This is a genomic window from Synechococcus sp. RSCCF101 (assembly GCF_008807075.1).
In the GTDB taxonomy this organism is placed as follows: domain Bacteria; phylum Cyanobacteriota; class Cyanobacteriia; order PCC-6307; family Cyanobiaceae; genus RSCCF101.
In genome coordinates, this window is sequence record NZ_CP035632.1 from 1,222,333 (window position 1) to 1,238,972 (window position 16,640).

General features: G+C 61.8%; 1 protein-coding gene (running past one end of the window). It reads right to left on the reverse strand.

Annotated features, from left to right (window positions below; translation table 11 throughout):
* Nucleotides 1–27 precede the first annotated feature (27 nt).
* Nucleotides 28–16,640: the end of a DUF5801 repeats-in-toxin domain-containing protein gene (locus EVJ50_RS06065; RefSeq protein WP_150882959.1), read on the reverse strand. 17,518 nt of this gene lie beyond the right edge of the window; 16,613 of the gene's 34,131 nt are visible here — the last part of the coding sequence; the start codon falls outside the window, past its right edge; it ends in the stop codon at nucleotides 28–30.

Genomic DNA, 16,640 nt, shown 5'->3' on the forward strand with positions numbered 1-16,640 from the left:
TGGGCCTCCTCCCACCACTGCATGGAATCAGGCGTAGTCGTGGCCGGCGGTCTCGTGGGGTGGGATCACATCGAGAGCATCGGCTTCCACCGTGTCGTGCCCCGGCAGGCTCTCCGCTTCCAGCGCGAGCAGGTCCTCGGCATGGAAGGTCTCCAGGCTGGGATCGGCGTCGAGATCCACATCGGAGCTCTCCTCTCCGATGCTGTGCTCACCGTTGACGAGATACTCGGTCTGAATCTCCGCCACGGCGTCGTCAGACACCGTGGTCGGATCCTCAGGCGTCTCAAGGCTGCTCAGCCCGGCATCGCCGTCCTGAAGCAGGAGCGGGTTCGCCAGGGCCTCTTCCAGAGCCGACGCCAGTTCCACATCAGCCACAGTGCCATCGGCGGACACGTCGAAAGCGGGCGACTCCAGCTCCGCAGCCAGATCTCCAGAGCCATCCTCCGTCTCGCCGGGGAGATCCGTCTCTGCGACGAGTGGCTCATCGAGGTCCGTCTCAGGGGTGCCGGAGGGCGTTTCCGACTCCTCGACCAACTCAGCAGACTCCACTGGGTCCGTCTCGACGAGACGATCCATGACCGACTCCGGCAGCTGGGCCAGGGCGGTGTCCAGGGCCTCTGGGGTGAGGGCCGGGCCGGCAGGCTCACTGAGCCCTGGATCCGCCGCATCTGAGGCGACGGCTTCAGCGGCAGCCGACTCACTGCTGGCCAGCGCTTCGTTGAGGGCCTGATCCACGGGGGCCAGTTCCTCAACGCTGATCTCTCCCTCTGCGAGAGCCTGGAGGCTGGCGGTGAGCGGGTTGAGCTGTGACGCATCGAGTGCACCGCTGCCGACACTGTGAAGCACCTGAGCGAAGGAGCCCTGGGTGAGGGACTGAACCGCACTGATGGCATCCACGGCCTCATCCATCACTTCGATGTCTGCGATGGAGGCCTGCAGGGCGTCCTGGCTGGCCGTCATGAAGGCCAGAACGGCACTGTCGCTGGTGGTGGTGAGGGAGAGTGCCTCGCCGGTCTGGCTCAGGACCGTGGGGTCGGCCAGATCAACCGGGGCAGAAGTGCTGTCGGATGTGCTGACCAGCGTGTCCGACAGAGCGGAGAAGGCGTCGTAGGACACAGCCGCTTCAGTGCTGCCGGTTTCGGCGGAAGCAATCTCGGAGAGCTGAACGGCGGCCGTCATCACGGATGCGGCCGCAATGAGACCCTCTACGCCATTGACCATGGGATCAAGGCTGGTCAGCGAGCGATCGCTCTTGATGTCGAGCGCCGCCTTGAGACGTGCCTCAGCCTCGTCCAGAGATTCACCCTTCTCCAGACGTGGTTGCAGCAGGCTGGTCAGTGGTGTCACCACAGAAGCGCCGGCCGGGCCGTACAGATTGATGTCGTATGAGAGACCGGTCTCGGTGTCGGTGCCACCGGTCTGCACCGCCCTTGCTTCACCGAGTGTGAAGGAGCCGTCGTCGTTGACGTCGAGCTGGGATAGAGAAGCAAACCACTGCAGGGCACCTGTGGTGTCAGTTGAACCGATGAACTCACTCGCTTCCAGAACCCCGTCCAGGTCAGCATCCAGATAGAGCGAGGCGTCAGCAATCGGGCCGTCAATGGTGCCGGTGCGGTTGGATAGCAATACATCATCGGTGTTCACCGTGACACCATCGGTATCAATGATGAACGTGTCATCCGAGGCGTCAGTGTAGCTGACAGTCAGAGTGTAATCGTCGCCACCTGACCCACCAGGTCCACTGAGAGTGATGCCATCGTAGTTCTCACCTCGAATCACGATGAAGTCATCCACCCCGCCAGCATTGAAGTCCCTGATGAAGTCAACATCTGTGCTGCTGCCCTCACCTTTGATGAAGGTGAACCAGTCGGTGCTACGCGTCCCCGAACCGGGATCGCCAAACATCTCATCACTGCCAGTGCCACCGACGATCTGATCCTTTCCGCTGCCACCGGTAATGACATCGTCACCGGAGAGGCCAAGGATGATGTCATCGCCAGCATCACCATTGATCGTGTCGTCCACTCCCGACCGTCCTATCAGAAGATCAGAGAAGCCTGAGCCATTGAGAGTACCTTCATCATAGTTGATCTCAACATCGGCCTCGAAGTTCGGGGTGGCCACAGCCGCGACGCTGTAGGTGAAGGCACCTTCAATCCCGCCAGTACCACCATCGAAGGTGAAGACAACGTCGGAGCCGTTCTTGACCACAGTTCCTTCAACAGCATTGCTGAGACCCAGGATCGTGGGATCTGTAATAGAGCGGAACGTGTCGTTCGCCAGGAGGGCCCACTCAGGGATGCGCAGCGTTGAGCCATCAGACGTGATGTCCTGGTTGGTCTCAATCCGTACGTTACGGATCACATCTTTCGTTCCTTCAAGATCGATGGAGAGATCAAGAGACTCCGTAGCCCGATCTCCATCCTCATCAACGATTTCATAGCCGTAGGACGAAGTGAAGGAGTCTGAGATGTCGTCTGTCGGGGTGAACACATACTGGCCTCGATCGGGTCCAGTGAATTGAACGGTGAGGGTGCCCCCGATACCGTCATTGGGATCAGCATCAGGAATGGTGATCTTCCCGTCAGCGTCGACATCTGCGATGGTGTAGACATCACCGGTTGCGGTATCGGTGATCGAGACCAGATCACCAGGAAGATCCGTACCGAGATAAGCCTTGGCGGTTTCCGTAGGGTCACTGGTGAGAATCTCGGCCTGAACAGGCTGAGAGGAAACCAGCGCCACCAGGGTGTCCTGAAGCTGAGACACATCCTCCACAATGATCGCTTCAGCATCCTTACCTTCGCCTCCGAACTCATAGGCGATGTTGTCCAGGAATCCCTTGGCGGTGGTGTTGCCCGCAAGGGCCTCGGAGATACCCAGCGAGTAGTAGGTCATCTCCTGAGACTCCAGGAAACGAGCCCAGGCTTCCTGCTCACTGATGTTGCCACCACTGCTGGTATTGGTGATGCCGTCGCTGCCGGTTGTCACGCTGACGGTTCCCTGACCGCCGTAGTTCGCCGTGGGCCAGGACTCACTCTCATTCGGCTCGCCATCGGAGATGAAGTAGCCGATGTTGGCGAAGTCGGGATCAAAGCCCGTGTTATTGAGAGTGTCCTGAGCCTCGAGCAGCGGAGCGTCGTAGTTGGTTCGGCCACCAGCATCCAAACCAATGATCACATCCTTGGCCTCGGCAGCGGTGTACCAGGACTGGCCACCAACGGTGATCAGGTCAGCATCACGACCACTCCGTTGGCTGAACTCAATGATCTGAACATTCAGATCGGCCGAATCGGTGTACTGCGACTCGTACTGATCCAGGACCTCCAGCAGTGCATTCTTGAGCAGATCAAAGCGGACAGCATCGGGGAAGTCAGTGGAGAACTCCATGCTTCCAGTCACATCCACCAGCAGCTGCAGGTTGGTGCCGCGTGGTTCGGCCGTGCCTGTGTTGGTGAGATTGGGAGCGAAGGGGCCGGAGTCCTCGATCAACAGCAGTTCGCCGTTGCCGAGATCCAGGCCGGAACTGACGGCGAAGTCTCCATCGGCATCGCCCAGCGTCTGAGTCACCAGCAAGCTGTTGGGAATCTGGGTCTTGAGCGCCGCCTCATCGTCAGACGAGGCGTTGCTGTGCCAGATGTTGTAAGGATTGGAGGCTGCGTCGCCGGGATCAACGGTGCCACCAGCCTCGTCGTCCTTGTACTGGAAGGTGATGATGCCCGTGGAGGAGTCCACATCGATGGTGAAGACATCGACTGATTCCGTGGTCCCTCCGGCATCCACCTGCAGCTCGGCACTGCCGGTGATCAGACCTGTCTGGGCATCCTGGTTGAGAACAATCTCGTTGCCCTTACCATCCGCCTTGAAGGAGTCAAGGATGAAGAGGCCCGAGAGCACGTTGTCGCCAACAAGCTCGAGGTCGTAGCTGACCGGTGTACCGGGCAGATCGGCACCCGGATTGTCGACACCAGGCTGGCTGAAGGCCGGGCTCACATTGAGAGTGGCTGAATAAACACCATCGAAGACAGAGAGTTCGGACTCATCCAGAGCTGCATTCTCGCCGTTGAGAGCCGTGGGGTCGGGATCGGCAACCTGGGGTCCGTCATCTCCGAACTTGATCTGATGGCCGAGATCAAGATCCTTCTCGGTAACACCCTTGTCACCATCCGCGTCGGTGTCGGTCACCGTGACGGTCAGACTGACCTTGCCGTCACCAAGAACGGCAAGGTCGTTGATGTAAGAACCGGAGTATTCGTCCTGGCTGGCATGATCAACGGCCGCCACCTGGCTGAGGGTGAGGGTGTCGTTGGTGTCATCCAGCGTGAGGGTGAACACCGTGCCACTCGTAGTGGCACCCGTGATGACATCACCGTTCTGAGTCAGCGTGATCGCCTCACCACCACTGGTGAGGCCCGAATCAACACTCGGGCTGGCCAGTTTCAGAGCGTGACTGATGTCCCGGCCTCCGGCGCCATCGGCACCGAGGTCCGATGGATCAACCGTGTAGAAGTCCGCCAGGTTCACGGTCGCCACAGTCGAAGAAGGGTTCGTGTCCTCTCCCAGTTCAGCACCCACAAAGTTGCCACCGGTGAGACCGCCATCGAAGGTGAGCAGAGCGGTCTGGTCATCAAGAGTGAGGCCGGGCTGGTTGGGTCCGTCATCGGTGAACGAAATGTTCCCGCTCAGATCGATCGTGTCCGTCGCCACGTCGCCATCGGCGTCCGTCAGCGTTCCCTTCAGCAGCACCGCATCCGCAACGCCAAGACCCGTCACATCCGTGTCGAACGACGGGCTGTCGTTCGTGTCGCTGCGACCGTGCTCCACAGCACGCCGCTGATCCAGCGTCACCGCTCCCGTCGATGCATCCACGCTCAGCGTGAACACCAGGTCGTCGCTCGTCTCCGTACGGCCTTCGATCACGCCGCCGGCCGTCTCGCTCAGTTCCACAACCTCACCGGTCGCCACATCCACAACTGACGTCGTGGCATTGCTTCCAACCTCCAGGTCGTAGGTCACCTCCGGTGCAGGGCTTCCCTGATCCGCTCCGGGCAGTTCGCTCGTCACGGTGAACAGGCTTCCTGCTCCCTCGGTGTCCGTCGTCGTTCCGCCTTCGTTGCCGCCGCTCAGTCCGCCGTCGTCGGTCTGCAGCAGACCACCTCCCAGCGTCAGATCCAGAACCGGTCCGTCATCGGTGAACTTGATGTTCCCGCTCAGATCGATCGTGTCCGTCGCCACGTCGCCATCGGCGTCCGTCAGCGTTCCCTTCAGCAGCACCGCATCCGCAACGCCAAGACCCGTCACATCCGTGTCGAACGACGGGCTGTCGTTCGTGTCGCTGCGACCGTGCTCCACAGCACGCCGCTGATCCAGCGTCACCGCTCCCGTCGATGCATCCACGCTCAGCGTGAACACCAGGTCGTCGCTCGTCTCCGTACGGCCTTCGATCACGCCGCCGGCCGTCTCGCTCAGTTCCACAACCTCACCGGTCGCCACATCCACAACTGACGTCGTGGCATTGCTTCCAACCTCCAGGTCGTAGGTCACCTCCGGTGCAGGGCTTCCCTGATCCGCTCCGGGCAGTTCGCTCGTCACGGTGAACAGGCTTCCTGCTCCCTCGGTGTCCGTCGTCGTTCCGCCTTCGTTGCCGCCGCTCAGTCCGCCGTCGTCGGTCTGCAGCAGACCACCTCCCAGCGTCAGATCCAGAACCGGTCCGTCATCGGTGAACTTGATGTTCCCGCTCAGATCGATCGTGTCCGTCGCCACGTCGCCATCGGCGTCCGTCAGCGTTCCCTTCAGCAGCACCGCATCCGCAACGCCAAGACCCGTCACATCCGTGTCGAACGACGGGCTGTCGTTCGTGTCGCTGCGACCGTGCTCCACAGCACGCCGCTGATCCAGCGTCACCGCTCCCGTCGATGCATCCACGCTCAGCGTGAACACCAGGTCGTCGCTCGTCTCCGTACGGCCTTCGATCACGCCGCCGGCCGTCTCGCTCAGTTCCACAACCTCACCGGTCGCCACATCCACAACTGACGTCGTGGCATTGCTTCCAACCTCCAGGTCGTAGGTCACCTCCGGTGCAGGGCTTCCCTGATCCGCTCCGGGCAGTTCGCTCGTCACGGTGAACAGGCTTCCTGCTCCCTCGGTGTCCGTCGTCGTTCCGCCTTCGTTGCCGCCGCTCAGTCCGCCGTCGTCGGTCTGCAGCAGACCACCTCCCAGCGTCAGATCCAGAACCGGTCCGTCATCGGTGAACTTGATGTTCCCGCTCAGATCGATCGTGTCCGTCGCCACGTCGCCATCGGCGTCCGTCAGCGTTCCCTTCAGCAGCACCGCATCCGCAACGCCAAGACCCGTCACATCCGTGTCGAACGACGGGCTGTCGTTCGTGTCGCTGCGACCGTGCTCCACAGCACGCCGCTGATCCAGCGTCACCGCTCCCGTCGATGCATCCACGCTCAGCGTGAACACCAGGTCGTCGCTCGTCTCCGTACGGCCTTCGATCACGCCGCCGGCCGTCTCGCTCAGTTCCACAACCTCACCGGTCGCCACATCCACAACTGACGTCGTGGCATTGCTTCCAACCTCCAGGTCGTAGGTCACCTCCGGTGCAGGGCTTCCCTGGTCCGCTCCGGGCAGTTCGCTCGTCACGGTGAACAGGCTTCCTGCTCCCTCGGTGTCCGTCGTCGTTCCGCCTTCGTTGCCGCCGCTCAGTCCGCCGTCGTCGGTCTGCAGCAGACCACCTCCCAGCGTCAGATCCAGAACCGGTCCGTCATCGGTGAACTTGATGTTCCCGCTCAGATCGATCGTGTCCGTCGCCACGTCGCCATCGGCGTCCGTCAGCGTTCCCTTCAGCAGCACCGCATCCGCAACGCCAAGACCCGTCACATCCGTGTCGAACGACGGGCTGTCGTTCGTGTCGCTGCGACCGTGCTCCACAGCACGCCGCTGATCCAGCGTCACCGCTCCCGTCGATGCATCCACGCTCAGCGTGAACACCAGGTCGTCGCTCGTCTCCGTACGGCCTTCGATCACGCCGCCGGCCGTCTCGCTCAGTTCCACAACCTCACCGGTCGCCACATCCACAACTGACGTCGTGGCATTGCTTCCAACCTCCAGGTCGTAGGTCACCTCCGGTGCAGGGCTTCCCTGATCCGCTCCGGGCAGTTCGCTCGTCACGGTGAACAGGCTTCCTGCTCCCTCGGTGTCCGTCGTCGTTCCGCCTTCGTTGCCGCCGCTCAGTCCGCCGTCGTCGGTCTGCAGCAGACCACCTCCCAGCGTCAGATCCAGAACCGGTCCGTCATCGGTGAACTTGATGTTCCCGCTCAGATCGATCGTGTCCGTCGCCACGTCGCCATCGGCGTCCGTCAGCGTTCCCTTCAGCAGCACCGCATCCGCAACGCCAAGACCCGTCACATCCGTGTCGAACGACGGGCTGTCGTTCGTGTCGCTGCGACCGTGCTCCACAGCACGCCGCTGATCCAGCGTCACCGCTCCCGTCGATGCATCCACGCTCAGCGTGAACACCAGGTCGTCGCTCGTCTCCGTACGGCCTTCGATCACGCCGCCGGCCGTCTCGCTCAGTTCCACAACCTCACCGGTCGCCACATCCTCAAGCGTCGTTGTGGTGCTCGTTCCCAGAACCAGGTCGTACTCCACTGCCGGGTCGTTCTCAGCGCCATCGGCGCCAAACTCAGCGGTGACGGTGAAGAGGCTTCCAGCGCCCTCTGTGTCCGTCGTGGTCCCGCCTTCGTTGCCGCCGCTCAGTCCGCCGTCGTCGGTCTGCAACAGACCGCCTCCGAGCGTCAGATCCAGAACCGGTCCATCATCGGCAAACAGCAGATTGCTGCCGATCTCGGTGGAGACGTCCTCCTTGACCACATCCCCATCGCTGTCGGTGAGAGTCACCACAGCCGAAAGCGTGATCAGACCAGACAGATTCACCTGATCGCTGGGGAAGCCCGTCGCCGGATCGTTGGGAGCCGCGGGGTCGGTCTGAGCAGTCAGCTGGGTGATGGCAGCGGACTGGGTCAGGGTCACCTCACCCGTGGTGTCATCGGTCACCGCGATGGTGAAGGACACATCGGCGCTGGGGGCGGAGGCGTCAAAGGCGCTATCGGTCGAGCCATAGATGGTGCTGCCGTCAGCACTGAGGAACAGGTAGATGGGGTCATCGCTGCTCTCCTCGGTCAGGCCAGAACTCACCAGGCCTGTACTGGGGTCGGGATCAACACTCAGGCTCAGCGCAAACTCGGCTGCATCCTTCTCGCCAGCGGCATCGGCGCCGTAGCGCTCAGTGATGGCCGCTTCGAACGCCACTTCATAGCTGGCGGAATCAGACGCGGGGAAGCCGCCTGTGAAGTTGCCATCACTGGGGACAGCCGCAGCATCCGCGGTGGTGATCGCAAGACCACTGATGTCGACCACTCCGACATCGGCTTTCGGTCCATCGTCAGCGAATGAGAGGTTGACGCCGATGTCCGTTTCAACGTCGTTTGCCTCTGAATCGCCGTCGCTGTCGGTCACCGTCACCGTTGCAGCCAGGGTCACCAGGCCGGCCAGAGTCACCTGATCACTGGGGAAGCCGCTGGTGGGGTCGTTGGGGTTGGTCGGGTCGGTTTGTGCCGTGGGCTGTGTGATTGCAGCTTTCTGGGTCAGAGTCACCTGCCCAGTGGCGGCATCGGTCACTTGAACCGTGAAGGCTTCGTCACCCGATGGTGCGTCGGCGTCGAACGTGTCGTCGGTGGAGCCATAAATCGTGCTGCCGTCGCTTCTGAGGAACAGATAGATCGGGTCGTCGCCGCTCTCCTCAGTCAGACCGGAATCGACAAGGCCGGTCTGCGGATCGGGATCCGCACCCAGCTTCAGCTCGAAGCCGGCCGCATCCTTCTCGCCGTCAGCGTCAGCACCGAAGCGCTCAGTCACTGCGGCTTCGAAGGCCGTCTCGTAGATGGCGAAATCAGTGGCCGGGAAACCGCCGGTGTAATTGCCGTCGGAGCCAACAGCAGCGGCATCGGACGTGGTCACATCCAGTCCGGTGATATCCACATCACCAACCTCAGCCTTCGGACCGTCGTCAGCGAACAGAAGATTACCGCCGATCTCAGTGGAGAGGTCATCACTCACCGAGTCACCGTCTGCGTCAACAACGCTCACCGTGGCCAGGAGGGTGACAAGACCCGCCAGATCCACTTGGTCCGTTGGGACTGTTGCAGCGGGATTGGCCGGAGATGCATCTTTGCGGCCGTGGGTCAGTGCAGCCTTCTGGGTGAGCTTGACAGTTCCCTTGTCGCTGTCAGTCACCTCAACGGTGAAGGACTGCTCAGCACCAGGGGCGTTGGGATCAAACCCTTGGTCGGTCGAACCGTAGATGGTGGTTCCATCGCCGCTGAGGAACAGATAGATGGGGTCATCGCCCGTCTCCTCGGTCAGACCCGAATCCACAAGACCAGTCTGAGGATCAGGGTCAACGCTGATGCTCAGAGCAAAGTCTCCGACCTCAAGCTGCCCGGCACCGTCCGTTCCATAGAGTTCGGTCGTGGAGGCCTCAAACGCGGCCTCATAGTCCACGGAGTCGGTGGCAGGGAATCCACCGGTGTAATTGCCATCCGCTCCGATGGCGGCTGCATCAGAAGTTGTCAGCTCAAGCCCAGTGATATCGATCGCGCCAGATTCGACCGACGGGCCGTCATCGCCGACCAACAGCGCTTCCTGGCCGATGTCAATGCTCTGGGTGGCAGTGTCTCCATCAGAGTCAACAACCGTTTTGGTGACAATGAGCTGGTTCTCGAGCGCCGTCTTGATCGCTTCCTCGTCATCCGCATCCGTTGCATCCGAATGCCAGATGTTCGCCGGGTCTGTTTGATCGCTGTACTCGAATGTCACAACACCAGCGTTGTCGACCGAGATCTCAAAGATGCGTTCTCCGCGGATGGAACCAGGCGTATTCCGGAACACAACACCGGAAACAGTTCCATCGCCGTTGTCGACCAGGTCGATGGATGCTCCCTTGCCGGGGTCCGTCGTTGGGTCGGTGGGATCACCTTCGCTCGGATCGAGAATGAACAGACCCGAACGAGCATCCGCTCCGCTGAACGACACCGCATAGGTCGTCTCACCAGCAGCATCAGCTCCGTAGGACTCAACACCAAAGACGCTCGAGAGATCGAGTGTGGCGCTGTAGACGCCGTCATCCGACAGTGCCGACTCGTCCAGAGTCGCCACGGCATCCAGCGCGCCTGCATTGGCGATCTTCGGACCGTCATCGGCAAACTTCAGGTTCCCGCCGATCTGCGTCGTCAGGTCCTCCGTCACCACATCGCCGTCGCTGTCGGTGATCGTCACCGTCGCGGACAGCGCCACCTGACCGGCCAGATCCACCTGGTCGCTCGGGAACACCGCATTCGGATCACTCGGATCCGTATCCACACGATCGTGCGTCAACGCTGCGTTCTGCGTCAGCGTCACCGTCCCCTTGTCGCTGTCCGTCACCTCAACCGTGAACGACGACGCTCCGGGCGCTGACACATCAAACGCCGCATCCGTCGAGCCATACACCGTCTGGCCATCCGCACTCACGAACAGATAGATCGGCGCATCTGGACTTCCCTCCTCCGTCAGACCCGAATCGATCAGACCAGACGCATTCGGCGTGCCCGTCAGGCTCAGCTCGAAATCATCCGCATCCTTGCTCGCTCCAGCATCGTCATCCGCTCCATAGCTCTCGATCACAGCGTCCTCGAACGCCACCTCGTAATCCGAGCTGTCGCTCGCCGGGAAGCCACCATCGAAGTTGCCGGCATCCGCCGCCGCATCCGATGTCGTCACACCCAGATCGCTGATGTCGATCGCAGCAACGTCATCCACCGCAGGACCGTCATCGGCAAACTTCAGGTTCCCGCCGATCTGCGTCGTCAGGTCCTCCGTCACCACATCGCCGTCGCTGTCGGTGATCGTCACCGTCGCGGACAGCGCCACCTGACCGGCCAGATCCACCTGGTCGCTCGGGAACACCGCATTCGGATCACTCGGATCCGTATCCACACGATCGTGCGTCAACGCTGCGTTCTGCGTCAGCGTCACCGTCCCCTTGTCGCTGTCCGTCACCTCAACCGTGAACGACGACGCTCCGGGCGCTGACACATCAAACGCCGCATCCGTCGAGCCATACACCGTCTGGCCATCCGCACTCACGAACAGATAGATCGGCGCATCTGGACTTCCCTCCTCCGTCAGACCCGAATCGATCAGACCAGACGCATTCGGCGTGCCCGTCAGGCTCAGCTCGAAATCATCCGCATCCTTGCTCGCTCCAGCATCGTCATCCGCTCCATAGCTCTCGATCACAGCGTCCTCGAACGCCACCTCGTAATCCGAGCTGTCGCTCGCCGGGAAGCCACCATCGAAGTTGCCGGCATCCGCCGCCGCATCCGATGTCGTCACACCCAGATCGCTGATGTCGATCGCAGCAACGTCATCCACCGCAGGACCGTCATCGGCAAACTTCAGGTTCCCGCCGATCTGCGTCGTCAGGTCCTCCGTCACCACATCGCCGTCGCTGTCGGTGATCGTCACCGTCGCGGACAGCGCCACCTGACCGGCCAGATCCACCTGGTCGCTCGGGAACACCGCATTCGGATCACTCGGATCCGTATCCACACGATCGTGCGTCAACGCTGCGTTCTGCGTCAGCGTCACCGTCCCCTTGTCGCTGTCCGTCACCTCAACCGTGAACGACGACGCTCCGGGCGCTGACACATCAAACGCCGCATCCGTCGAGCCATACACCGTCTGGCCATCCGCACTCACGAACAGATAGATCGGCGCATCTGGACTTCCCTCCTCCGTCAGACCCGAATCGATCAGACCAGACGCATTCGGCGTGCCCGTCAGGCTCAGCTCGAAATCATCCGCATCCTTGCTCGCTCCAGCATCGTCATCCGCTCCATAGCTCTCGATCACAGCGTCCTCGAACGCCACCTCGTAATCCGAGCTGTCGCTCGCCGGGAAGCCACCATCGAAGTTGCCGGCATCCGCCGCCGCATCCGATGTCGTCACACCCAGATCGCTGATGTCGATCGCAGCAACGTCATCCACCGCAGGACCGTCATCGGCAAACTTCAGGTTCCCGCCGATCTGCGTCGTCAGGTCCTCCGTCACCACATCGCCGTCGCTGTCGGTGATCGTCACCGTCGCGGACAGCGCCACCTGACCGGCCAGATCCACCTGGTCGCTCGGGAACACCGCATTCGGATCACTCGGATCCGTATCCACACGATCGTGCGTCAACGCTGCGTTCTGCGTCAGCGTCACCGTCCCCTTGTCGCTGTCCGTCACCTCAACCGTGAACGACGACGCTCCGGGCGCTGACACATCAAACGCCGCATCCGTCGAGCCATACACCGTCTGGCCATCCGCACTCACGAACAGATAGATCGGCGCATCTGGACTTCCCTCCTCCGTCAGACCCGAATCGATCAGACCAGACGCATTCGGCGTGCCCGTCAGGCTCAGCTCGAAATCATCCGCATCCTTGCTCGCTCCAGCATCGTCATCCGCTCCATAGCTCTCGATCACAGCGTCCTCGAACGCCACCTCGTAATCCGAGCTGTCGCTCGCCGGGAAGCCACCATCGAAGTTGCCGGCATCCGCCGCCGCATCCGATGTCGTCACACCCAGATCGCTGATGTCGATCGCAGCAACGTCATCCACCGCAGGACCGTCATCGGCAAACTTCAGGTTCCCGCCGATCTGCGTCGTCAGGTCCTCCGTCACCACATCGCCGTCGCTGTCGGTGATCGTCACCGTCGCGGACAGCGCCACCTGACCGGCCAGATCCACCTGGTCGCTCGGGAACACCGCATTCGGATCACTCGGATCCGTATCCACACGATCGTGCGTCAACGCTGCGTTCTGCGTCAGCGTCACCGTCCCCTTGTCGCTGTCCGTCACCTCAACCGTGAACGACGACGCTCCGGGCGCTGACACATCAAACGCCGCATCCGTCGAGCCATACACCGTCTGGCCATCCGCACTCACGAACAGATAGATCGGCGCATCTGGACTTCCCTCCTCCGTCAGACCCGAATCGATCAGACCAGACGCATTCGGCGTGCCCGTCAGGCTCAGCTCGAAATCATCCGCATCCTTGCTCGCTCCAGCATCGTCATCCGCTCCATAGCTCTCGATCACAGCGTCCTCGAACGCCACCTCGTAATCCGAGCTGTCGCTCGCCGGGAAGCCACCATCGAAGTTGCCGGCATCCGCCGCCGCATCCGATGTCGTCACACCCAGATCGCTGATGTCGATCGCAGCAACGTCATCCACCGCAGGACCGTCATCGGCAAACTTCAGGTTCCCGCCGATCTGCGTCGTCAGGTCCTCCGTCACCACATCGCCGTCGCTGTCGGTGATCGTCACCGTCGCGGACAGCGCCACCTGACCGGCCAGATCCACCTGGTCGCTCGGGAACACCGCATTCGGATCACTCGGATCCGTATCCACACGATCGTGCGTCAACGCTGCGTTCTGCGTCAGCGTCACCGTCCCCTTGTCGCTGTCCGTCACCTCAACCGTGAACGACGACGCTCCGGGCGCTGACACATCAAACGCCGCATCCGTCGAGCCATACACCGTCTGGCCATCCGCACTCACGAACAGATAGATCGGCGCATCTGGACTTCCCTCCTCCGTCAGACCCGAATCGATCAGACCAGACGCATTCGGCGTGCCCGTCAGGCTCAGCTCGAAATCATCCGCATCCTTGCTCGCTCCAGCATCGTCATCCGCTCCATAGCTCTCGATCACAGCGTCCTCGAACGCCACCTCGTAATCCGAGCTGTCGCTCGCCGGGAAGCCACCATCGAAGTTGCCGGCATCCGCCGCCGCATCCGATGTCGTCACACCCAGATCGCTGATGTCGATCGCAGCAACGTCATCCACCGCAGGACCGTCATCGGCAAACTTCAGGTTCCCGCCGATCTGCGTCGTCAGGTCCTCCGTCACCACATCGCCGTCGCTGTCGGTGATCGTCACCGTCGCGGACAGCGCCACCTGACCGGCCAGATCCACCTGGTCGCTCGGGAACACCGCATTCGGATCACTCGGATCCGTATCCACACGATCGTGCGTCAACGCTGCGTTCTGCGTCAGCGTCACCGTCCCCTTGTCGCTGTCCGTCACCTCAACCGTGAACGACGACGCTCCGGGCGCTGACACATCAAACGCCGCATCCGTCGAGCCATACACCGTCTGGCCATCCGCACTCACGAACAGATAGATCGGCGCATCTGGACTTCCCTCCTCCGTCAGACCCGAATCGATCAGACCAGACGCATTCGGCGTGCCCGTCAGGCTCAGCTCGAAATCATCCGCATCCTTGCTCGCTCCAGCATCGTCATCCGCTCCATAGCTCTCGATCACAGCGTCCTCGAACGCCACCTCGTAATCCGAGCTGTCGCTCGCCGGGAAGCCACCATCGAAGTTGCCGGCATCCGCCGCCGCATCCGATGTCGTCACACCCAGATCGCTGATGTCGATCGCAGCAACGTCATCCACCGCAGGACCGTCATCGGCAAACTTCAGGTTCCCGCCGATCTGCGTCGTCAGGTCCTCCGTCACCACATCGCCGTCGCTGTCGGTGATCGTCACCGTCGCGGACAGCGCCACCTGACCGGCCAGATCCACCTGGTCGCTCGGGAACACCGCATTCGGATCACTCGGATCCGTATCCACACGATCGTGCGTCAACGCTGCGTTCTGCGTCAGCGTCACCGTCCCCTTGTCGCTGTCCGTCACCTCAACCGTGAACGACGACGCTCCGGGCGCTGACACATCAAACGCCGCATCCGTCGAGCCATACACCGTCTGGCCATCCGCACTCACGAACAGATAGATCGGCGCATCTGGACTTCCCTCCTCCGTCAGACCCGAATCGATCAGACCAGACGCATTCGGCGTGCCCGTCAGGCTCAGCTCGAAATCATCCGCATCCTTGCTCGCTCCAGCATCGTCATCCGCTCCATAGCTCTCGATCACAGCGTCCTCGAACGCCACCTCGTAATCCGAGCTGTCGCTCGCCGGGAAGCCACCATCGAAGTTGCCGGCATCCGCCGCCGCATCCGATGTCGTCACACCCAGATCGCTGATGTCGATCGCAGCAACGTCATCCACCGCAGGACCGTCATCGGCAAACTTCAGGTTCCCGCCGATCTGCGTCGTCAGGTCCTCCGTCACCACATCGCCGTCGCTGTCGGTGATCGTCACCGTCGCGGACAGCGCCACCTGACCGGCCAGATCCACCTGGTCGCTCGGGAACACCGCATTCGGATCACTCGGATCCGTATCCACACGATCGTGCGTCAACGCTGCGTTCTGCGTCAGCGTCACCGTCCCCTTGTCGCTGTCCGTCACCTCAACCGTGAACGACGACGCTCCGGGCGCTGACACATCAAACGCCGCATCCGTCGAGCCATACACCGTCTGGCCATCCGCACTCACGAACAGATAGATCGGCGCATCTGGACTTCCCTCCTCCGTCAGACCCGAATCGATCAGACCAGACGCATTCGGCGTGCCCGTCAGGCTCAGCTCGAAATCATCCGCATCCTTGCTCGCTCCAGCATCGTCATCCGCTCCATAGCTCTCGATCACAGCGTCCTCGAACGCCACCTCGTAATCCGAGCTGTCGCTCGCCGGGAAGCCACCATCGAAGTTGCCGGCATCCGCCGCCGCATCCGATGTCGTCACACCCAGATCGCTGATGTCGATCGCAGCAACGTCATCCACCGCAGGACCGTCATCGGCAAACTTCAGGTTCCCGCCGATCTGCGTCGTCAGGTCCTCCGTCACCACATCGCCGTCGCTGTCGGTGATCGTCACCGTCGCGGACAGCGCCACCTGACCGGCCAGATCCACCTGGTCGCTCGGGAACACCGCATTCGGATCACTCGGATCCGTATCCACACGATCGTGCGTCAACGCTGCGTTCTGCGTCAGCGTCACCGTCCCCTTGTCGCTGTCCGTCACCTCAACCGTGAACGACGACGCTCCGGGCGCTGACACATCAAACGCCGCATCCGTCGAGCCATACACCGTCTGGCCATCCGCACTCACGAACAGATAGATCGGCGCATCTGGACTTCCCTCCTCCGTCAGACCCGAATCGATCAGACCAGACGCATTCGGCGTGCCCGTCAGGCTCAGCTCGAAATCATCCGCATCCTTGCTCGCTCCAGCATCGTCATCCGCTCCATAGCTCTCGATCACAGCGTCCTCGAACGCCACCTCGTAATCCGAGCTGTCGCTCGCCGGGAAGCCACCATCGAAGTTGCCGGCATCCGCCGCCGCATCCGATGTCGTCACACCCAGATCGCTGATGTCGATCGCAGCAACGTCATCCACCGCAGGACCGTCATCGGCAAACTTCAGGTTCCCGCCGATCTGCGTCGTCAGGTCCTCCGTCACCACATCGCCGTCGCTGTCGGTGATCGTCACCGTCGCGGACAGCGCCACCTGACCGGCCAGATCCACCTGGTCGCTCGGGAACACCGCATTCGGATCACTCGGATCCGTATCCACACGATCGTGCGTCAACGCTGCGTTCTGCGTCAGCGTCACCGTCCCCTTGTCGCTGTCCGTCACCT